Annotated in this window: 19 protein-coding genes; 11 read left to right on the top strand and 8 right to left on the bottom strand. The window is 47.0% G+C overall.

The window, feature by feature from the left end:
* Window positions 1-16: 16 nt before the first annotated feature.
* Together trxA and H6F73_RS22480 are read right to left on the bottom strand one after the other, a co-directional pair.
* On the bottom strand, window positions 17-358 hold the full coding sequence (gene trxA, locus H6F73_RS22485) for a thioredoxin (protein ID WP_190761008.1): 342 nt from the start codon (window positions 356-358) through the stop codon (window positions 17-19).
* A 155-nt stretch (window positions 359-513) separates the two neighbouring features.
* On the bottom strand, window positions 514-1,098 hold the full coding sequence (locus H6F73_RS22480) for a TetR/AcrR family transcriptional regulator (protein WP_190761007.1): 585 nt from the start codon (window positions 1,096-1,098) through the stop codon (window positions 514-516).
* Between the two features lie 215 nt (window positions 1,099-1,313).
* On the opposite strand from H6F73_RS22480, the gene H6F73_RS22475 reads away from it, so the two are divergent.
* Window positions 1,314-2,141 carry a PHP domain-containing protein gene (locus H6F73_RS22475; RefSeq protein WP_190761006.1) on the top strand — a complete coding sequence of 276 codons (828 nt, stop codon included), beginning with the start codon at window positions 1,314-1,316 and terminating at the stop codon, window positions 2,139-2,141.
* 49 nt (window positions 2,142-2,190) lie between these two features.
* Here H6F73_RS22475 and eno read toward each other — a convergent pair whose 3' ends face one another.
* The gene (gene eno / locus H6F73_RS22470) at window positions 2,191-3,480 is read right to left on the bottom strand and encodes a phosphopyruvate hydratase (protein WP_190761234.1); all 1,290 of its coding nucleotides are present in this window, start codon (window positions 3,478-3,480) and stop codon (window positions 2,191-2,193) included.
* A gap of 45 nt (window positions 3,481-3,525) precedes the next feature.
* On the opposite strand from eno, the gene H6F73_RS22465 reads away from it, so the two are divergent.
* From H6F73_RS22465 to clpB, 4 genes are all read left to right on the top strand, one after another.
* Window positions 3,526-3,735 (top strand): hypothetical protein, encoded by a 210-nt coding sequence (locus tag H6F73_RS22465; protein ID WP_190761005.1) that lies wholly within the window; start codon window positions 3,526-3,528, stop codon window positions 3,733-3,735.
* A 33-nt stretch (window positions 3,736-3,768) separates the two neighbouring features.
* The gene (gene gloA, locus H6F73_RS22460; protein ID WP_190761004.1) at window positions 3,769-4,206 is read left to right on the top strand and encodes a lactoylglutathione lyase; all 438 of its coding nucleotides are present in this window, start codon (window positions 3,769-3,771) and stop codon (window positions 4,204-4,206) included.
* A 341-nt stretch (window positions 4,207-4,547) separates the two neighbouring features.
* Window positions 4,548-6,176: an iron uptake porin gene (locus H6F73_RS22455; RefSeq protein ID WP_347239602.1), complete on the top strand. Its 1,629-nt coding sequence runs from the start codon at window positions 4,548-4,550 to the stop codon at window positions 6,174-6,176.
* 99 nt (window positions 6,177-6,275) lie between these two features.
* Window positions 6,276-9,179 (top strand): ATP-dependent chaperone ClpB, encoded by a 2,904-nt coding sequence (gene clpB / locus H6F73_RS22450; protein ID WP_190761003.1) that lies wholly within the window; start codon window positions 6,276-6,278, stop codon window positions 9,177-9,179.
* A gap of 99 nt (window positions 9,180-9,278) precedes the next feature.
* Here clpB and H6F73_RS22445 read toward each other — a convergent pair whose 3' ends face one another.
* Window positions 9,279-9,449, bottom strand: a complete 171-nt coding sequence (locus H6F73_RS22445) for a hypothetical protein (RefSeq protein WP_190761002.1) — start codon at window positions 9,447-9,449, stop codon at window positions 9,279-9,281.
* A 7-nt stretch (window positions 9,450-9,456) separates the two neighbouring features.
* Between H6F73_RS22445 and H6F73_RS22440 the strand changes: the two genes are divergently transcribed.
* From H6F73_RS22440 to H6F73_RS22430, 3 genes are all read left to right on the top strand, one after another.
* A complete protein-coding gene (locus tag H6F73_RS22440; RefSeq protein ID WP_190761001.1) occupies window positions 9,457-9,936 on the top strand; it encodes an ureidoglycolate lyase in 480 nt (159 codons plus the stop codon).
* A 117-nt stretch (window positions 9,937-10,053) separates the two neighbouring features.
* Entirely contained in the window at window positions 10,054-10,737 is a 684-nt protein-coding gene (locus tag H6F73_RS22435; protein ID WP_190761000.1) for a TrkA family potassium uptake protein, read from the top strand.
* Window positions 10,737-11,312 (top strand): DUF3124 domain-containing protein, encoded by a 576-nt coding sequence (locus H6F73_RS22430; RefSeq protein ID WP_190760999.1) that lies wholly within the window; start codon window positions 10,737-10,739, stop codon window positions 11,310-11,312. The genes H6F73_RS22435 and H6F73_RS22430 overlap by 1 nt, the downstream gene beginning before the upstream one ends.
* A gap of 6 nt (window positions 11,313-11,318) precedes the next feature.
* Here the strand turns inward: H6F73_RS22430 and H6F73_RS22425 are convergent, their stop codons facing one another.
* The 4 genes from H6F73_RS22425 to H6F73_RS22410 form a co-directional block, all read right to left on the bottom strand.
* Complete coding sequence (locus H6F73_RS22425; protein ID WP_190760998.1) at window positions 11,319-12,935, bottom strand: sodium:proton antiporter; 1,617 nt, start codon at window positions 12,933-12,935, stop codon at window positions 11,319-11,321.
* A gap of 160 nt (window positions 12,936-13,095) precedes the next feature.
* On the bottom strand, window positions 13,096-13,443 hold the full coding sequence (locus H6F73_RS22420) for a DUF952 domain-containing protein (RefSeq protein WP_190760997.1): 348 nt from the start codon (window positions 13,441-13,443) through the stop codon (window positions 13,096-13,098).
* 158 nt (window positions 13,444-13,601) lie between these two features.
* Window positions 13,602-14,057 carry a cupin domain-containing protein gene (locus H6F73_RS22415; RefSeq protein ID WP_190760996.1) on the bottom strand — a complete coding sequence of 152 codons (456 nt, stop codon included), beginning with the start codon at window positions 14,055-14,057 and terminating at the stop codon, window positions 13,602-13,604.
* 74 nt (window positions 14,058-14,131) lie between these two features.
* Complete coding sequence (locus tag H6F73_RS22410; protein ID WP_199330741.1) at window positions 14,132-14,908, bottom strand: cysteine hydrolase family protein; 777 nt, start codon at window positions 14,906-14,908, stop codon at window positions 14,132-14,134.
* A 392-nt stretch (window positions 14,909-15,300) separates the two neighbouring features.
* Here H6F73_RS22410 and tyrA point away from each other — a divergent pair, with 392 nt between their 5' ends.
* From tyrA to H6F73_RS22395, 3 genes are all read left to right on the top strand, one after another.
* Complete coding sequence (tyrA, locus tag H6F73_RS22405; RefSeq protein ID WP_190760995.1) at window positions 15,301-16,386, top strand: bifunctional chorismate mutase/prephenate dehydrogenase; 1,086 nt, start codon at window positions 15,301-15,303, stop codon at window positions 16,384-16,386.
* Between the two features lie 655 nt (window positions 16,387-17,041).
* The gene (locus H6F73_RS22400) at window positions 17,042-17,227 is read left to right on the top strand and encodes a hypothetical protein (RefSeq protein WP_190760994.1); all 186 of its coding nucleotides are present in this window, start codon (window positions 17,042-17,044) and stop codon (window positions 17,225-17,227) included.
* Between the two features lie 78 nt (window positions 17,228-17,305).
* Window positions 17,306-19,700: DUF4347 domain-containing protein (locus tag H6F73_RS22395; protein WP_190760993.1), on the top strand; the 2,395-nt coding region annotated here is incomplete at its 3' end.

Below are 19,700 nucleotides of genomic sequence, written 5' to 3'. Positions count from 1 at the left end.
CTTCTTCATCGGTTGTCTAGTTTTTCTCGATCAACGCATTCATTTTTTCAGCCAGGGCTTGTTCTGTTACTATACCGACCATCCGATCAGCAACTAAGCCATTTTTGAAAAATACAAGTGTGGGAATTGACCGAATTTCATAATCACTGGCAATCTTCTCAGATTCGTCAACATTCAATTTTCCAACTTTAGCTTGGCCGGCAAACCGGGTCGCCAATGTTTCGATGGTTGGGCCAATCAGCCGGCACGGCCCGCACCAAGGTGCCCAGAAATCGACTAAAGTTAGTTCTTGACTGTCTATAACTTCGCTTTGGAAGTTCTCGTCTGTTAGTTTAATAGATTTGCTGTTGTCTGCCATAATTTTTATCTCCGTTGATAATGAAGATTGGCCGAGATAGGGGATTTAAAACAGCCTGATCAGGGATTTAGAAGATGAATCAAGTCTAGGTTAAATTAGACCAGTCTACTACACCATGCTTAAGTAACATTTTTGCCCGGTTCAAGATTAATTCGTCAACCTTTGAGGGTCGATTCAAACACAATCTTGATGAAAGCTTCTAAAGGGGCGGTACTTTTGGTGACTTTTGCTCGGAGAATGGCTCCTTCCCAACTGCTTAACAGGAATTCTGCTAATTCGTGAGGGTTAAGATCAGAGGAAATTTCACCGGCTTCTTGAGCTTGGTGCAAACATTTGGCAAAACGCTCTCGCCAATGGGTGAGAATTTCTTCCAACCGGCAGCGAAAAATTTCGCTTTGATCGGCAAGTTCTTGGCTTAAATTACCAATTAAGCAACCGTTACGGCACTGCCCAGACTCGAAGCGCTTACAGCTTTCCTCGAAGTGCCGGCGCAGGCGCGAAAGTGGCGTCAGGGTTTGATCTTCCAAACAGCGATCTAAAGTGGCACGATAAGCTTGCGCGTAATTCTCAAGCACTTGAAAACCGAAGTCTTCTTTGCTTTTGAAGTAGTAGTAGAACGAGCCTTTCGGCACGCCGGCTGTTTGCAAAATCTCCTGAATGCCGGTGTGATTAAAGCCTTTTTCTAGAATGATCCGTGTGCCGATCTCTAGGAGCGTTGTTTTGGTTGTTTCTTTGCCCATGTTTAATATAGTAGACTGGTCGTCTATAAATGTCAAGGATTAGGATGCTATCTGTGCGGCTGCTGATTTATCAGGGTTTACCGGCGTTGAGGGAAGAGGAAATTAAAGACGGTTTCAGCGGTTATAAGAAAATCTTGCCGATGAGGGAGTTGTTGTGTTTGCTAAAACAGGGGTGAGGTTATCCGAAGCGGGCAATATTTTGCAATAATTAAGAAATGATTGAACTGCATTGTCACACAACCTATTCTGACGGCACACTCACACCTGGAGAACTTGTTGCTGCTGCGGTGAAAGCTGGAGTAGTGGCTCTGGCAATTACCGATCACGATACGGTATCCGGTTGGGATGACGCGTTGGCTGCTGCTCAGCCGCATGGTTTAGAAATTGTACCGGGAGTGGAATTAAGCACGGTTCACAATGACCGTTCCCTGCACATTTTGGGCTTTTATCCAAATGCGGAAAAGTTACGCGGCGATCTGCATGAGCGTGTGGAGGGACGGAAACGCCGCGCTGCTGAAATGGTGGAGAAGTTAGCTGAATTAGGCTATCCTATCGAGTTGCCGGAGATGGGAGAGGGAATGGCACCAGGACGCCCTCATATTGCAACAGCACTGGTGAATGCCGGCTACGTGCAATCGAGTCGTGAGGCATTTGATCGTTGGCTGGGTGATGGGAAACCGGCTTGCGTTGAGTATGAAAAGTTTTCCATCGTTGAAGGTATTGCTTTGTTACGCCGCAGCGGCGGGGTGCCGGTGTGGGCGCATCCCTATTTATTCCGAGGCGGTACAGTTGAGCCGGTGTTAGAGGAAATGGTGGCAGCCGGCTTGATGGGAGTTGAAGTTTACCATCCCACCCACTCTCCCTCACAAGTTGATAATTTAAAGAAACTCTGTGCTGAGCATAATTTACTGATGACCGGCGGCAGTGATTATCATGGCCCTTGTGATTTGAAAGGAAAAGAGGCGATCCGTCTGAATATGCTCAATTTGCCGCTTAACTTGCTAGAACCGATTAAACAAGCCGCCCTTGATTTAAAGGGCTAGGAACTGAAGCTGGGGCACAGCATGAGTGTACCCCAAACCCATTTTGGCTTTACTTAGAACCGCTTGGCCCTAAACCGGCAAGGGCGGCATAGACAGCGCGTTCGCCTAATTCATCTTCGATTCGCAACAAGCGGTTGTATTTGGCAACCCGTTCACTGCGACACAAAGAGCCGGTTTTAATTTGGCCGGCACGAGTGGCGACGGCTAAATCGGCAATGGTTGTATCTTCAGTTTCCCCAGAACGGTGACTGATGATCGAACGAAAGCCTTTGCGCGTGGCAAGTTCGATGGTTTCTAGAGTTTCCGTTAATGAGCCAATTTGATTGAGCTTAATCAAAATCGAGTTGCCGGCATCCGTATCAATGCCTTTTTGTAACCGTTCCCGGTTGGTAACAAACAAGTCATCACCGATGAGTTGAATGCGACTGCCTAACTTTTGCGTCAGAAGCGTCCAGTTTTCCCAGTCTTCTTCGTGCAATCCATCCTCAATGGAAACAATCGGGTATTGGTCAACCAATTTACCGAGATAATCGATAAATTCTGCCGGCGAATGAGCCGCGCCATCGTAAGTGTACTGGCCATCTTTGTAAAACTCGCTGGCCGCCACATCCATTGCTAAGGCCACTTGCTCACCTGGTTTGTAGCCGGCCTTTTCAATCGCCGCCATCAGCAACTCTAAAGCCGCCTGATTGGACTCTAAATTAGGCGCAAAGCCGCCTTCATCCCCAACCCCGGTGAGTAACCCTTTATCTTTCAAAACCTTAGCTAAAGCCTCAAACACCTCAGCTCCCCAGCGTAGGGCTTCCCGGAAAGATGGCGCACCCACCGGCACGATCATGAATTCCTGAAAATCCACATTATTGTCTGCGTGTGCTCCGCCGTTGATCACATTCATCAGCGGCACCGGCAGCACATTCGACAGGGGACTGCCCAGATAGCGGTAAAGCGGCAATCCCAAAGCATTCGCGCCGGCTTTGGCTGCCGCCAGAGAAACCGCTAGAATTGCGTTGGCTCCCAAGTTCGATTTATTGGGAGATCCATCGAGCTGAATCATCGTATAGTCAAGCGCCACTTGGTCAAGCACATCGAGTTCCAAGAGGCTGGCTTCAATTTTGTGCTTCACATTATCAACGGCTTTCATGACACCTTTGCCGCCATAACGTCGGGCGTCTCCATCCCGCAGCTCATGGGCTTCAAACGTGCCGGTGGAGGCACCGCTGGGCACTTGGGCCAATCCTGCATAGCCGCCGGCCAGGTAAACTTCGGCTTCAATCGTGGGGCGTCCCCGCGAGTCGAGAATTTCGCGGGCCTCAATTTTGATAATCGCGGTATCTTCCATGTTCAGCACTCTCACTCCATAACCTGGTAATCATTGAAACTCCAATTGGCACCTGAATCAGCGCTGGCGGAGTCTTTTTGGGCGAAATCCGTGTCTTTAGCAAGCTTCAACAATCTTTTTGCCCAATCGTTAGAATACCGACTAAATAGACTTCTGTTGGTTGATATTAAAGAAGTCTATGAATTTTGCCGGTCTTTATTTTTACCAACCGGCCTGAATTGGCGATCTGCCATAGAGCCGGTGGCGTGCCGGTAGAATGGGAAACAGTTAAGAAATTTGGAGTTGGCCATGCGATTGCTACACACAATGCTGAGAGTCGGCAACCTAGAAAAATCCCTCGACTTCTACTGCAACGTCTTGGGCATGAAGTTACTGCGCCAAAAAGACTATCCGGGTGGCAAATTTACCCTCGCCTTTGTTGGCTACGGCGATGAGTCTGACACAGCCGTTTTAGAACTGACCCACAACTGGGGTGTTGAGCAGTATAACTTAGGCGACGCTTACGGACACATTGCACTGGGCGTGGATGATATTTACGCCACCTGCGAACAAATCAAAGCCGGCGGCGGCAAAGTCACCCGCGATCCTGGCCCAATGAAGCATGGTTCTACAGTCATTGCCTTCATTGAAGATCCCGATGGTTACAAAGTAGAACTCATCCAGCTAGGTAGCCAAAGCTCAGCCGCCAACCAAGAAGCCACACCACAGCCGGCAAGCTTGGGTTAGGGAATTGGGCATGGGGCATTGGGCATGGGGTATGGGGCATTGGGGATTTAGCATTGGGGATTGGGCATGGGGCATGGGTCCTTCGCCAACCTAAAGGTAGGGTCAAGGCTTCGCCAACCTAAAGGTACGGGCACGGGGAGAGAGTGTGAAAATGTTAAAAAATTTTAATCTTTTGGTTATCGTGAATGACGACAGACTTGCCCAATGCCCCATGCCCCATGCCCCATGCCCAATGCCCCATGCCCAATCCCCCATGCCCAATGCCCAATGCCCAATGCCCCTTCCCCCTATGCTAAATAAGAGCCACAGGCAAAAGACAGCTTTAGTGTGAGGAGTACAATGTGAAACACGCTGATTGGCAGCTCCCCTCTCTGGGAGTAGTCGTCATGCTGAGTCAAATGCTGCCGGCATTTGCAGAATCTGCTGTGCCGGTGAAAAAAGCCGGTTTACAATCTATCCCAACTGTTGCTGAGTCTATTTCTGTTGAAATTAACGAAAGCGGGCCGGTAACTGAAGAAATTCCCACCTCTGAATTTCCAAATTCCCAAATGCCGGCTCTCATTGAGACTGTAGATCAGGAATCGATGGGCCAAGTCACTTCTGTAGAGCAGCTAGCTGATGTTCAACCGACAGATTGGGCTTATCAGGCGTTGGAATCCTTGATTGAACGCTACGGCATCAGCTTGGGTTATCCTGACGCGACGTTTCGCGGCAATCAATCGATGACGCGATATGAATTTGCGGCGGCTTTAGCGGCTGTGCTGGAGAAGATTCAACCCTTGGTTGCCTCTGAGCAAGAACTGCTGCAAGAAGACATTTTAACGCTGGAGAGACTGCAAAGAGACTTTGCCCAGGCTTTAGCCCAACTGCGAAACCGCTTGGACGATATTACCGCGCGGACAACAGAGCTTGAGGAAAGCCGGGTTTCCGCTACGACTACGATGGCGGGTGAATTTATCTCAACGCCAACCTTTGGTAACAATGCTGCGGCAACAGTAGTCTCTCGGTTGCGGCTGAATCTGCTCACCGACTGGCGAGAAACCGGCGGTTTTTTAACCACTCAGTTAGAAGTGGGTTCCGGGGGAGGAGATGCCATCAGCCGTGATCAAAATGAGGGGCAAAATTTGCTGGGCAGCACCGGCTCGTTTGCGGGTGCCGGCGGACTTGATTATGTCGGGGTAGATGAATCTGTACGCTTACGCAAGCTTTATTATACTTTTGAGCCTTTGTCAAATGTTTCGTTGACGGTTGGGGCAAAAATGTCGCCCAGAGATTTTATTGATCGCAACCGATTTGCTAATAATGAAGCCGTTGATTTTAATTCCAGCTTTTTTCTGAATAATCCTTTAATTGTCCAGAATCAGATTGACCGGCCTGGGGGTGCCGGTGCGGCAATTAATTGGAAGCTTAAAGGAACCCCTTTTCGTGTGAATGCCCTCTACATTGCCGCAGATGCCGGCGATCCAGATGAGGCAGACGGAGGTTTTTTTGAAGATCGCAACCAAGGCAGCATCGAGCTACAATACTCCCCTAACCCAAGTTTAGCCGTGCGGTTGCAATACACCAGTGCTGCAATTAATGACACAGATATTAATGCTTTTGGCGTTAATGGAGAATGGGCTTACAACTCTCAACTTGCTGTGTTTGGTCGCCTCGGTTTTAGCAGCTACACCGGCTTTAATACCGAACTCGGCAGAGACTTGGACGCCCATCCCTGGACTTGGGCGGTGGGGGTGGCGCTGCGGAATACGCCGCTTCCGGGAACGCTTGCCGGTGTAGCGATCGGCCAGCCATTTGTCACCGGCAGTGTCGGTGATGCAACACAAACTAATTTTGAGGCGTTTTACAATCTCTTGCTGAGTGACAATATTAGTGTGACCCCAGCTTTGCTAGCGGTAACGAATGCTGACAATGACAGCGATAACGGATTAACTTGGCAATTCGCACTTCGCACCGTGTTTTCGTTTTAGTTGTCTACAGTCCGTTGTCCCTTTGTAACCGAATGCTGAGCGATCTCAATAGAATCTGACAAACGACAATTGCCCTCTGACCTCTGACCCTGACAAATAATGCAGCCAACTGATTCGACAAAATTTACCGATAAAGCCTGGGAAGCCATTGTTAAATCCCAAGAAGTTGCCCGTCGCTTCCAGAATCAGCAGCTGGAGGTAGAGCACGTCGTCACCGCACTGCTGGAACAACCCGAAGGACTTGCACCTCGGATTTTGAGTCGCGCCGGCGTCAATACCGAGCAACTGCTGCAACAATTAAAAGCATTTGCTCAGCGGCAACCAAAGGTCGCTAAAGTCGAGCAACTGTACTTGGGACGCGGCTTAGACATCTTATTAGACAAAGCTGACGAGGCTCGTCAAGCTTTGCAGGATGAGTATATCTCGATTGAACATATACTGCTGAGCTTAGCCGATGACGAGCGTGTAGGCCGCAGGCTGCTGAAAACGTTCAATTGCGACCGCGCATCGCTGGAAACGGCGATTAAAGCAACCAGAGGCACCGCTAAGGTACAAGATCCAACCCCAGAAAACAATTACGAAGCCCTGGAAAAATACGGGCGGGACTTGACAGAACAGGCAAAAGGTGGTAAGCTTGACCCCGTTATTGGGCGGGATGAGGAAATTCGCCGCGTTATCCAAGTCCTTTCTCGCCGCATGAAGAATAACCCCGTGCTGATTGGAGAGCCTGGGGTGGGAAAAACGGCCATTGCAGAAGCTTTAGCCCAACGAATTATTAACGGCGATGTACCGGAATCTTTGAAAAACCGGCGGCTGATCGCGCTGGATATGGGCAGCTTGATTGCCGGCGCAAAATACCGGGGGGAATTTGAGGAGCGCCTGCGAGCGGTGCTGCGGGAAGTGATGGGATCTGACGGGCTAATTGTGCTGTTTATTGATGAGTTGCACACCGTTGTCGGCGCTGGCGCAAATAGTCAAGGTTCGATGGATGCCGGCAACCTGCTCAAACCGATGCTGGCACGAGGAGAATTGCGCTGTATTGGAGCAACAACCCTGGATGAATATCGCAAATATATTGAAAAAGATGCTGCCCTAGAGCGCCGGTTTCAACAGGTATTAGTCGATCAACCCACGGTAGAAGATACGATTTCCATCCTGCGGGGACTTAAAGAGCGTTATGAAATTCACCATCAAGTAAAAATCCTCGACTCCGCCCTAGTAGCGGCTGCCACCCTATCTGCACGCTATATTGCTGACCGATTTTTGCCCGATAAAGCAATTGATTTGGTGGATGAGGCGGCGGCGAAGTTGAAGATGGAGATCACCTCGAAACCAGAAGAACTCGAAGGTGTAGATCGCCGGCTCATGCAACTACAGATGGAAAAACTTTCCCTAGAAGCAGAGCAGGCAAGCCGAGCAGCCGGTGAGCAGAGAAGTCGAAGTGCCGGTGAGCGGTTAGAGCGCATCGAACGAGAAATTACCAATTTAAAAGCAAAACAGCAGCACCTGAATTCCCAGTGGCAAGGCGAGAAGCAGATTTTGCAAGCGATCAACACCCTGAAGGAAGAAGAAGATCAGCTCCGGGTGAAAATCGAACGGGCAGAGCGTAATTATGATCTCAATACAGCCGCACAGCTAAAATATGGGCGCTTAGAGGTTGTGCAGCGGGATCGTGAAGCCAAGGAAGCGGAACTGTTGAAACTGCAATCTCAAGGCTCGACGCTGCTGCGGGAACAAGTCACAGAAGCCGATATTGCGGAAATTGTTGCAAAATGGACCGGCATTCCCGTCAACCGGCTGCTAGAGTCGGAACGGCGGAAATTGCTGCAATTAGAATCTCAATTGCACCAGCGGGTGATTGGGCAGCAGGAAGCCGTTGAAGCTGTTTCAGCAGCAATTCGTCGCGCTCGTTCCGGCATGAAAGATCCCGGACGTCCGATTGGTTCCTTCTTGTTTATGGGACCAACGGGGGTGGGTAAAACCGAGCTAGCAAGAGCATTAGCCCAGTCTCTTTTTGATAGCGAAGAATCCCTTGTGCGGATTGATATGTCGGAATACATGGAGAAGCACGCGGTTTCACGCTTGGTGGGTGCGCCTCCGGGATATGTGGGTTATGAAGAAGGGGGTCAACTTTCGGAAGCAATTCGCCGGCATCCTTACTCGGTACTGCTGCTGGATGAGGTGGAGAAGGCTCACCCCGATGTGTTTAATATTTTGTTGCAGGTGTTGGATGATGGGCGAATTACGGATTCTCAAGGCCGGCTCGTAGATTTTCGCAATACAGTGATTGTGATGACGAGTAACATCGGCAGCGATCGCATTTTCGAGGCGCTGGGGGAAAAGCAACAGGCAGAAAACGGGCGTCAGGAAAAGTTGTCTATCCAAAATCCCAAAAAGTCCAAATCTAAAAATCAAGATCCAGAGGAGGAGATGCGTAAAGGCGTAATGCAGTCATTGCGCGGTCATTTTCGCCCAGAATTTTTGAATCGGGTTGATGATATTATCCTGTTCCATCCCCTCAACCGCGCAGAATTGCGTCAAATTGTCGGCATTCAAATTAAACGCATTGAGCAACTATTGGCAGATCAAAAAATTAGCTTCCAATTGATGAGCGCGGCACAAGATTATCTGGCAGATGCCGGCTACGATCCGGTGTATGGTGCGCGTCCTCTGAAGCGGGCAATTCAGCGAGAGGTGGAAAATCCAATTGCGACAAAGCTGTTGGAAAATACCTTTGTTGCCGGCGACACAATTGTGATTAATTGTGTGGATCGAACTTTAACTTTTACTCATAAAATGCCGGGGGTTGATGAGCCAGTTGCTGAGCCGATTTCAGAGCCAGTTGTTGAGCTAGTTGCTAAGCCAGTTGTTGAGCCGGTTGCTGCTGAGCCAGTTTCTAAGCCGGTTGCTGAGCCGCTTCCTAAGCCGGTGGGGCCGGCATTTGTTGATGATTCACCCGCTTCTATTCAATTAGTAGAAGTGAAAAGTGAAAAAATTGAGTAAGGCATAAGACATTTAGGCATTAACTTTACACCCTTGTAACGAAGGGGCGAGGGGCAAGGAATATCAATTTAAATTGCCCCATTCCCAATGCCCATACCTTTAGGTTGGCGAAGCCTTGCCCAATGCCCATACCTTTAGGTTGGCGAAGCCTTGCCCCATGCCCATACCTTTAGGTTGGCGAAGCCTTGCCCCATGCCCAATGCCCAATGCCCAATTCCCAATGCCCCATTCCCAATGCCCAATGCCCAATGCCCAATGCCCAATGCCCAATTAAAAAATGTTCCTTCAACAGTTAAAAGCAAATTGGATTACACCGGCAAACTTTCAGCCTTATGGTCAAGTAATCTACGCTAGTAAAGACGGTGAAGCCTATAATTCAGAAGACGCTCAATTGATACTTGATCGTGGAATTCCCCGATTTTATATCATGCGACTGGGTGAAAGAGGCCGGAAATTTCACAAAATTACTCGTCATCTTAACTGCACTCAATGTTTGGGTGCTCTGGAAGGGAAAGAGTGGTTGATGGCAGTTGCAGCGCCGGCAGCTCATGACAAGCCGGTGTTAGAAGAAATTGTGGCTTTTCGGATTCCTGGTAATTGTTTTATTAAATTACATTTGGGCACTTGGCACGCCGGCCCTTATTTCGACCATGAATTTGTCGATTTTTACAATTTGGAACTCAGTGACACGAATATTAACGATCACGATACTTGTAATTTACTGGAAACTTACAGGGTTGAGCTAGAAATGGTTTAACTGGCTGGAAGCCGACAGACTTTTTAAAGGAAAAATTTTAATTTTTCGCTGATCTCGGCAGAGAGCCTTGCTAGCTTGTAAAGTGAAGTTGGAAGTTCAGAGTATGAGAAAGCAACCATGTACGTGCTAATTGGCGGAGCCGGCTTAGTGGGGCTAACTTTGGCGCAAAAACTGGTAGAACTTGGGCATACTGTTGCCGTCATTGACATCGATCCTAACGCTTGCCGGTATGTCCGAGATCAAGTGGGAGCAATGGCTTTTGAAGGCAGTGCTGTGAGCACAGAAGTGCTGCTAGAAGCTGGAATTCGTAAAGCCGACTCCTTAGCCGCAGTTCTGCGAAACGATGCCTTGAATCTGGCAATGGTGACGCTTGCCAAACACTACGGAGTTTCCCACATTTTGACTCGATTGCGTCATCCTGATTTTGCTCCCCCCCTGCGTTTAGCTGGAGCTACCCATATTATCAGTACCGTTGAGCTAGGGGTTTCAACGATGGTGAATGCCATTGAATACCCTCAAGTTGAATCAATGATGCATTTTGAGCAGGGACAAATTGAGGTTCTAAAACTTCCCATCCCCAACAATTGCTATGTTGTTGGTCGTAGCGTTGCTGAAATTGCTCAGGATTCCCGGTTTCCTACCGGCTCTCTGATTATTGGCTATCAACCCCATCCCCAAGAAAATTTGATGATTCCTAACGGCAGTACCGTACTAGAACCCGGTTCAACTGTGCTGATTGTAACTAAACCAGGGTCATTACATCAAGTTATTGATTTTTTTGAAGGTTGTAAGCAAGTTTAATGAAGCGATTTATAACTTTTTTTGCCTTAATTCTTGTACTTCTGATTTCTTCCTGCAACTCGCTAAATATTTCATCAAAGCCACAAATAAATCCTATTAATCCGCCTCTTTCTCAACTTAAAAGAGTCACTTTAGATGAAAATATAAAAATAGAGGCAGGTGAAACTTTATACGTTCCCGTGTATTCTCATATTTATTATGAGGATCAGGAAAAGGTTCTCAATTTGGCGGCAACTCTTAGTATTCGTAATACAGATTTTATCAATCCTATCATAATTACTTCCGTCCAATATTATGATTCAAGCGGGAAATTAGTTAAACAGTATTTAGAACAACCTATTCAACTCAATGCGATGGCGTCTACCGATTTTGTGGTGCGTCGAAATGACACCAGTGGAGGTGTAGGAGCTAACTTTATTGTAGAGTGGGTGGCTGAAAAAGAAGTGTCTAAACCTGTCATTGAAGCAGTGATGATTGGAGCTGAATCAACTCAAGGAATTTCTTTTGTCAGTCTTGGCAGAGTGATTAAAACTCAAAAAAATTCTAAGCTTTACCCATCAAAACAGAATTCCTAAAAACTATCAATCATCTTCTAATATAAGTAACTGCTCATCCAATTTGGTCAACCGGCCCCGTACAATTTCTTCTGAAAGAATTCGCGTGCGGATTGCTTCGTTGAGTGCTGCTTTCTCTGCTAACAATAAACGCCGACGAATAGCATCAAGTTTTCCAATTTCACCACTTTTGTTATCAAACTCATCTGGGCGGCGATTGTAAATTTCCCGTAGCGATTTTTCCGCGCCGGCTACCCGCACTTGGTAAGCTGAGCGCATCTCTTCATAAACAGATTTTGGCAACACTCCTGACTTCAATAAGGTGTCTAATTCCTCTTGTGCTGCCTTAGACGTAATTAACTGAGCTTGCAATTCTTCAATCTGCTGCTTTGCCTCTGAAAACTTAGATAAATTTAAGCGTTTTACTACCCAAGGCAAGCTTGAACCCTGTCCGACTAAGGACAGTAACACACAGCCGTAAATTATAGCGATAAAACCTTCACGCCCTGGTAGTGTGGTGGGTAAGCTTAATGCCAAAGCCATTGAAAGCGAACCTTTGATATTACCTAGAAAGAGTAAATGTTGCCAGCGCAACGGAATTGGGCGATCTATCCAACGAATCCCTGCCAGCAGCGGATAAACTGAGAGAATACGACCAGCTTGAAAAGCCAAAACAGCAAGTAAAACAGCTGGTAACGCGTTCCAGAGCGTGATTAAATCTATTTCTACACCAATCAGCAGAAAAATAAAGGTGTTGACACTAAAACTAGCATATTCCCAAAAGCTTAATAAGGTAATGCGAGTTGAAGCGGAAGTAGTACGAGAAAGCCCCAGATTCCCAAAAATTAATCCAGCCACAACGACTGCGACAGCACCGGAAACACCGAGAGATTGGCCGACCTGAAAAGTTCCTAAGGCAACGGCAACTGTTAGTAAAAGACTGCTTAGAGGGTCATCTAAGCGAGCAAATATAGGGATACTCAAATAACCTAAGATTAACCCTATAATGATGCCTCCAATAGCGATAAATAAAAACCCTTGGACTCCTTCTAAAAATGTTAGTGAGCCGGTTGAATAGACTTGTAAAACTAGGTTAAACAAAACTAGGGCTGTGGCATCATTGAATAAGGTTTCTCCTTCAACAATTGTCGAAAGTCTTGAGGGGACAGGCATTTCTTTAAAAATGGCAATCATTGAAACTGTATCAGTGTTTGCCAAAATGACTCCTAGAAGTATCGCGGGTATCCAAGCGAGTCCGAGGCCAAATTTCAATAGAATGGCAATAATAGCTGATGAGAGCGCAGATCCTGGCACAGCTAGGAGAGCAATTGGTTTAAAGGTGCTGCGGAGACGGCTAATATCTGTATTTATGCCGGCTTCAAAGATGAGAATAGGTAGGAAAAGATTCAACACTAGGGACGGATCTAGTCCAGTACGGCGGGGTAGTAGATCAGTAACAGCTAAGCCGGCTAATACTAAACCTGTAACGTAGGGAAGACGAAACCGGCGCGTTAGTAAGGCAACGCCGGTAGCACCCAATAGCAAAATGATTAGAGTAATAACTAATTCAGCAACATTTTCCTGACTGTTGCTAACTGCGGCATCTAGGTTGGCTAAGAGTAACTGCCCTAAATGGCATGGCATGAATGGTATCACTTGAAATCAACTCCAAATGCTTGTTCAGGTTATAGACTAGGCTTGAAAAACGGCTTTTGCTCTTGACTTTAGCTACTTTTATCAGGTTAAATTCATCTTTAAAAAAATTAACATTACTATAGCAAGAAATAAACAGTCTGGTTTATGACTATATCTTATTAGCTAAAGCCTCGGGCAAGTCAAATTTACCGTTTTCTTTCGGTTCAAAATCTATAATTTTAATAACGGCATCAAGATTTAACGGCCCATAGATATGAGGAAAATGCTTGTTTTCTACGGCTTCATATCGAATTTCTGATTTAACTTTTTCTTCTTGAATACAAAAAATAACTAAGCCTTTTTGATTCTTAAAAAAGAGGTTAGCAGTTTGGATAATTTGCTGGGGGGTTGAGCAGTGAATAAAGCCTTCTGTCTCTAAGGTTGGGCTGTAATAGATTCCTGCCGGCTTTGCGTGTTCCCACTGTTCGCGCGTTGTAATGTGTAAAATAACACTCACTTAAAAATCCTCAAGATAGATATCGCTCAATCTTTTCCTTAAAAGCTTACTCTTCTGAATAAGAAGCGATAGATTTGGCAATTGTAACCGCAATACCGGCAGTTTTAACAATTTATCCTGGATTTTGAGTTTAGTCCATCAGATAGTTAACGCAGCCATTAGCAAAAAGCCGGCACTGCTGTTCGACGCAAAACCCCTAAATCTTCTTCATCCAGTTCCACCGGCACTCCACTATGAATCAGTTCGGCAAAGTTTTCATTCGGCACCATAATACACAAGGCATAGAGTCGGCTAGAACCTGTATTTTCAATCAAATGGATACCCGTGGGTGGCACTAAAATACTATCGCCGGCACGAATTGGGACGGTTTTTCCATCACAGCTTGCTTGTCCTTCTCCTTTGAGAATGAAAAACATTTCTGTAGCGTATTGATGCCGGTTAGGAGGCGTTTTTCCTCCCACATCAAATATTTCCACACATAAAGTTACAGAAAAATTTGCAGTTGTTGGCTCGAATACAATTGCTAAACGATTAGTATCATTAGGACTAATGCGAAATGCTTGATAGTCCTTGGGAGACTTGACCACTGGAATCACGCAACGAGAGGCATCCATCAGGGGTTTCTCCTGTGAAGAATAAAGAATGAATCACTGATTTACTTTCTTTCTCGATTCTCAATCCTTAATTTTCAATTTTCAAGGGCATCGAAAATCCCTTGAGAATCTGTCACAAATCCAAAGCACTGCTTAACATTATAAAGGGTTGCTTGCAGGCAAAAGTCTGGGGACGTGGTGCCGGCGCAATCTTTAACTAAAATACAGTCATAACCGAGGAAATTTGCATCTTGCAGGGTTGCCATGACGCACTGATCGATATTCACGCCGGCAAAGAACAAAGTGGTTTTTCCCAAGTTCCGCAAAATGCTATCTAAAGGCGTGTCCCAAAACCCGCTCATTCGATATTTATCCACCCGGATATCTTGAGATAACGGTTCAAGTTCATCAACAACGGCTGCTGCCCAACTGCCAGCTTCTAAGACTTTCGCACCGTTATTCGGCAACGGATCACCGAGTCCAACGCCGTTACCGGCAGGGTTGTAAACATGACGTGAGGCAGCGCTAATATTTAACAAATCCGGTCGATTACCCCAATTAATCCAAATTACAGGGATGCCGGTTTTTCGCAGCGCCGGCAGCAGTGCTTGTAAAGGCTGAATGGGCGATCGTGCCGGCGTCACATCCACGCCAATATGCGCCAACCAACCATCTGGATGGCAAAAGTCATTCTGCATATCAATCACGAGAATGGCTGCTTTTGCTAAGTCTAGGCGTAATTTTTTAGTTTCTGTTACTAAATTAACCGGCTGCGGTGCCAAGGGAGGGCGTGTGATATCTGCGATCACTTCATCAACCGCCCAAGCGTTAGGCGGAACACCTAAAATGCGTAAATCAGGATTTATATTCATAAGCAAGCCGGCTCATGCCAAATGTCTTTTAAGGGTTTTTGTAACTTTCCACATTTGTTGACATTTAGAAATAGAGGTTGCCTCCCTTATGATTTTTGCCCATCCCAGGCCGTAAAATACTCGTGATATCGCTGAAACCTTTTAAGACATTAGCTTAACTCACAATTTGGCACTGAAGGCTATAGGAGAGCGACCGATGAAACAAAACTTATAGATACAGTCCCAGTCGGGAAGACGCACAAACACAGATGTGCTTGACAGTTCTCTCTGTTGCATTGAAACAAATTGGCATTTGCTTGCCGGTTAGAGCCGGTGCAGAACTGTAAAATCGGCAAAGAGAATGGTATAAATAGTGTTGAACAGCCCCCAACCTATTTTTCTTGGAATATATAATGACGAATAACAAACTCGAACAAATCGATCAAAATCTCATTAAGCTATTAAAGGAAAGAATTTCGCTTTTAGCTGAATCTGAACGTCCTTCTCTAGACGAACAACTGTCTCAATCGAAACCCCTACTTGTCCAAGAGGGCGTTCCTGAATTTGTTTGGGAAAACGTCATTACCAGTTGCGCGGCTGCCCTTGCCACTGCCCCCTTATCTACAGCAAATGTCACCCCGCGACGCGTAGTTGTGGTTGGTGGGCGCGGCATGATGGGGCAATTTTTCACGCAGCAGCTAACCGCAGCAGGACATCAAGTTAAAAGTTTAGGGCGCAATGACTGGGATCAAGCTGAAAACCTGCTAGGTGATGCAGAATTTGTTTTGGTTTGCGTTCCGATTGAACGGACAATAGAAATAATTGAGCAAACTGCTAAATATCTTTCACCGACTGCTGTGCTAGCTGATATTACCAGCATTAAAACTCCCTTCGTGCAAGCGATGCTGAAGTACCATAGCGGGCCGGTAGTGGGCTTGCATCCGATGTTTGGCCCTGGGGTTAAATCATTTTTATCTCAAACAGTTGTTGCTTGTCCGGGGCGCGGAGAAGAGGCGTTCCAATGGCTTTTAGAGTTAATTAAAAGCCTGGGTAGTAACTTAATTGTTTGTCCGGCTGAAGAACATGATCAAATGATGATTGCGGTTCAGGCAATTCGGCATTTTTCTACGTTTAGCTTGGGTGTTTTCTTAGCAGAAGAAGGCGTGGATATTACTCGCAGTTTAGAGTTTTCCAGCCCGATTTATCGCTTAGGAATTAATTTAGTGAGCCGGCTTTTTGCTCAGGATGCGTCGCTGTATGTAGACATTATGCTGGCAACAGAAGAACGCTGTGAAGCGATTGCGAGACTGGCAACCACCATCAGCCGGCTGGCAAATTTAGTCACAGAAAAAGATCGAGATGCCTTGCTGAATCAATTTGAGCAGGTTCACAGTGTTTATCGAGAAGAGGCTGATCGCGCCATGCGAGAAAGCAACCACGTCCTCAATGCTTTGAGTGCGATCATCGCTGCCGGCGAAGTTGAACAAGGCAAGTATTAATATTCAACAGAGATAAATTTCTCAATTCCAGACAACTTTACTGTTGAGGTTGCTAAGTGCGAAAAAGTGCCGGTTAATGATTCCAAGCAATAGCTGCTGAACTTTACGACTAACAGTTTTTTGATTGAGCAGCCTTTTGACAGACGCAAGCACTCCCCGCAGCTTTTCTGTGGTAAGCACAGGAGAGGCAGGAATCACTTGTGTCACAATTATGAGAATGATAACGATTTTTAAAATGTAGGATGACCTCCTCTGATTACTAAAGGTACTCTATCAATAATTATATATACTTAAGATAATTAAATGCCGCGTGCGAGTTCTGGCTAATCTTTACATTCAAAATTTTGTCTTTAGAAAAACTTTAACTGTTGAGGATGACAAAAATCTATCTTCAGAGTTAGATTAAATCTATCCAGGGTTAGAATACAGGTGGTTGACTTTTTAAAAGAAAGCAGCTAAAAGGATAAACCTCTATTCACAGCTCAAGGTGTTCTACCGACAAGTCCCGGCAATAGCGTTACAGAGGGCAAACAACGATGGCGAAAATCTCACGCGCTTTGCAGTTGCCTCTGTTATTGGGTTTATCAGCATCTCCACAGACTGTGCCATTTGTCGCCCAACCGTTTAATCGTTCTAAGACAGGAGAACTTTGAGAGTGAATCGCCCCGACTCATCATCAACACCGGCTCAACTCAATAAAGGAGCTGCTGCCGGCAAACTTTGCGCCGGTTGCAACAGCAGCAAACAAGTTGTAAGTATTTACCCCCTGTCAAATTCTGCGGCAAACAAGTTTTTAAGTATGTACCCAGTGCAAAATTATGTGCTCGCCCTTGAATATTAGGGTAATCACATAATCAGAAATTTTATAAATAAGGTGCATTTGAACTAGCAGTTTCACAGCGAGAAAATTCTCGGCTTCGTGCCGGCTGATGAATTTGCTCAATTGACGCTCGGCATTACGAGCCTGAATTTGCCATGTCTATTTTCTGATAGCAACAGCCACAGTCTGGCAAGTTCCTTGATTTTGCCGGCTGACAAAGCCCTCGAAAAACTTCCATCCGCGAAACGCATCCCGAAAAAACACTTAAAAGGATACCTTACCGTGAACAAGCAAATTATTTTCATTGACTCCTCTGTTGAAAACTATCAAAGCCTGATTCAAGGAGCCGATGCAAACGCGGAAATTGTTGTTTTGGATGCGAACCGTAGCGGTATTGCTCAGATTAGTGAAACGCTGCTACAGCAACAAGACGTTGAAGCGGTGCATATTGTTTCCCACGGGAGTGCCGGCAGTTTGCGATTGGGTTGTGACATCCTCAATAGAGAAAGTTTAGAAAGTTTCAGCAGCCAAATCGAGCAGTGGCGCAAGGCGCTGACAGAGGACGCAGATATTTTACTGTACGGATGCGACGTAGCAGCCGGGGAAGTTGGAGAAACCTTCATACAGCGCCTCAGCCAAATAACCGGGACGGATGTAGCTGCATCCACCGATAAGACAGGAAATGCTGCACGTGGCGGAGATTGGGAACTAGAAAAAACTACAGGGGCAATTGAAACCTCCCTTGCTTTTTCAAGCGAGACTATCACCACTTATGAGGGCATTTTCAGCCAGGAAGCTGAATACGCCTGGGGCAGGCAACTAGGGGGGAGTGGTAACGACGTAGGCTACAGTATCAGCGTTGACAGCAGTGGTAACGTTTATACCACTGGTTCTTTTAATGGGACCGCCGACTTTGATCCTGGTCCTAGCACCCTCAACCTGACTTCTGCCGGAGGTGATAACATCTTCGTCAGCAAGCTGAATGCTAGCGGCACCTTGGTCTGGGCCAAGCAACTAGGAGGTGGTAATGGGTCTGGCCGTGGCATCGCCACTGACAGCAGCGGCAACGTTTACACCACCGGCTCTTTCAATGGCACTGTTGACTTCAACCCCGATACTGGCACCCTCAACCTGGCATCAATAGGTGATGACAGTTTTATCAGCAAGCTTAATGCTGACGGCAGCCTCGCCTGGGCCAGACAATTGGGGGGGAGTGGGAATGCCTATGGTCGTAGCATCGCCGTTGACAGTAGTGGCAACGTTTACACCACTGGCTATTTCAATGGCACTACTGACTTTGACCCCGGTACTGGCACTTCTAACCTCACGTCTGGAAGTAATGACATCTTCGTTAGCAAGCTCAACGCAGATGGCAGCTTTGCTTGGGCCAAGCAATTGGGGGGGAGCATTGGCGACTTCGGCTACAGCATCGCTGTTGATAGCAGTGGCAACGTTTACATCGCTAGCGCTTTCACGGGAACTGTTGACTTTGACCCTGGTGCTGGTACTTTCAATCTCACTTCCAATTCAGGTAGTCCTGACGCCTTCATCCTCAAGCTAAACGCTGATGGTAGCTTTGCCTGGGTCAAGCAAATGGGGGGCAGTAGTTGGGACATACCCTACAGCATCACTGTTGACAGCAGTGGCAATGTTTACACCACCGGCTCTTTCAGCGGCACCGCCGACTTTGACCCTGGTGCTGGCACCCTCAACCTGACTTCTGCCGGAGGCGATAACATCTTCGTCAACAAACTGGACACCAATGGCAGCTTGCTCTGGGCCAAGCAACTGGGGGGGAGTGGGAATGCCTATGGTCGTGACATCGCTGTTGACAGTAGTGGCAACGTTTACACCACTGGTGATTTTACTGGCTCTGCCGACTTTGACCCTGGTACTGGCACTGTCAACCTCACTTCTGGAGGAGGAAAAGACATCTTCCTCAGCAGGCTGGACTCTAGCGGTAACTTCCTTTCAGCCAAGCAACTGGGGGGAAGTGGTGATGACGGAGGTCTCAGCGTTGCTGTTGACAGCACTAGCAACGTTTATACCACTGGCAATTTCAAAAACACCGTTGACTTCGACCCCGGTACTGGCACTGTTAACCTGACTTCTGCGGGAGTCGATGATATCTTCATCAGCAAGCTAAACGCCGCCGTTGCTCCTACTGTCAGCTTGACTTCAGCAAGTGCTGCAACTGTGAATGCTCCTTTTACAGTCACCGCCACCTTCAGTGAAGCTGTCACCGGCTTTACAGCGGCGGATCTGACTCTGAGCAATGGCGCAGTTAGCAACTTTGCCGGGTCTGGTACAACCTATACCTTCACCGTCACTCCCACTGCCCAAGGCCCCGTCAGCGTCAGCGTTCCGGGTGCCGTTGCCACCGATGCTGCCGGCAACAATAACACCGCCGCGACTGCTTTAACTCGGACTTTTGATAGTTTAGCGCCCAGTGTCAGCTTGACTTCTGCTGCCGGCACGACGGTGAATGCTCCTT

Source organism: Microcoleus sp. FACHB-68, assembly GCF_014695715.1.
In the GTDB taxonomy this organism is placed as follows: domain Bacteria; phylum Cyanobacteriota; class Cyanobacteriia; order Cyanobacteriales; family Oscillatoriaceae; genus FACHB-68.
The sequence above is the reverse complement of the archived record's forward strand: the minus strand, read 5'-3'. Positions and strand labels throughout refer to the sequence as shown.

Excerpts from the sequence above, each read along its gene's own strand:
- trxA (WP_190761008.1), bottom strand. The coding sequence starts at position 358 with ATGGCAGACAACAGCAAATCTATTAAACTAACAGACGAGAACTTCCAA.
- H6F73_RS22480 (WP_190761007.1), bottom strand. The coding sequence starts at position 1,098 with ATGGGCAAAGAAACAACCAAAACAACGCTCCTAGAGATCGGCACACGG.
- H6F73_RS22475 (WP_190761006.1), top strand. The coding sequence starts at position 1,314 with ATGATTGAACTGCATTGTCACACAACCTATTCTGACGGCACACTCACA.
- eno (WP_190761234.1), bottom strand. The coding sequence starts at position 3,480 with ATGGAAGATACCGCGATTATCAAAATTGAGGCCCGCGAAATTCTCGAC.
- gloA (WP_190761004.1), top strand. The coding sequence starts at position 3,769 with ATGCGATTGCTACACACAATGCTGAGAGTCGGCAACCTAGAAAAATCC.
- clpB (WP_190761003.1), top strand. The coding sequence starts at position 6,276 with ATGCAGCCAACTGATTCGACAAAATTTACCGATAAAGCCTGGGAAGCC.
- H6F73_RS22440 (WP_190761001.1), top strand. The coding sequence starts at position 9,457 with ATGTTCCTTCAACAGTTAAAAGCAAATTGGATTACACCGGCAAACTTT.
- H6F73_RS22435 (WP_190761000.1), top strand. The coding sequence starts at position 10,054 with ATGTACGTGCTAATTGGCGGAGCCGGCTTAGTGGGGCTAACTTTGGCG.
- H6F73_RS22430 (WP_190760999.1), top strand. The coding sequence starts at position 10,737 with ATGAAGCGATTTATAACTTTTTTTGCCTTAATTCTTGTACTTCTGATT.
- H6F73_RS22425 (WP_190760998.1), bottom strand. The coding sequence starts at position 12,935 with ATGCCATGCCATTTAGGGCAGTTACTCTTAGCCAACCTAGATGCCGCA.
- H6F73_RS22415 (WP_190760996.1), bottom strand. The coding sequence starts at position 14,057 with ATGGATGCCTCTCGTTGCGTGATTCCAGTGGTCAAGTCTCCCAAGGAC.
- H6F73_RS22410 (WP_199330741.1), bottom strand. The coding sequence starts at position 14,908 with ATGAATATAAATCCTGATTTACGCATTTTAGGTGTTCCGCCTAACGCT.
- tyrA (WP_190760995.1), top strand. The coding sequence starts at position 15,301 with ATGACGAATAACAAACTCGAACAAATCGATCAAAATCTCATTAAGCTA.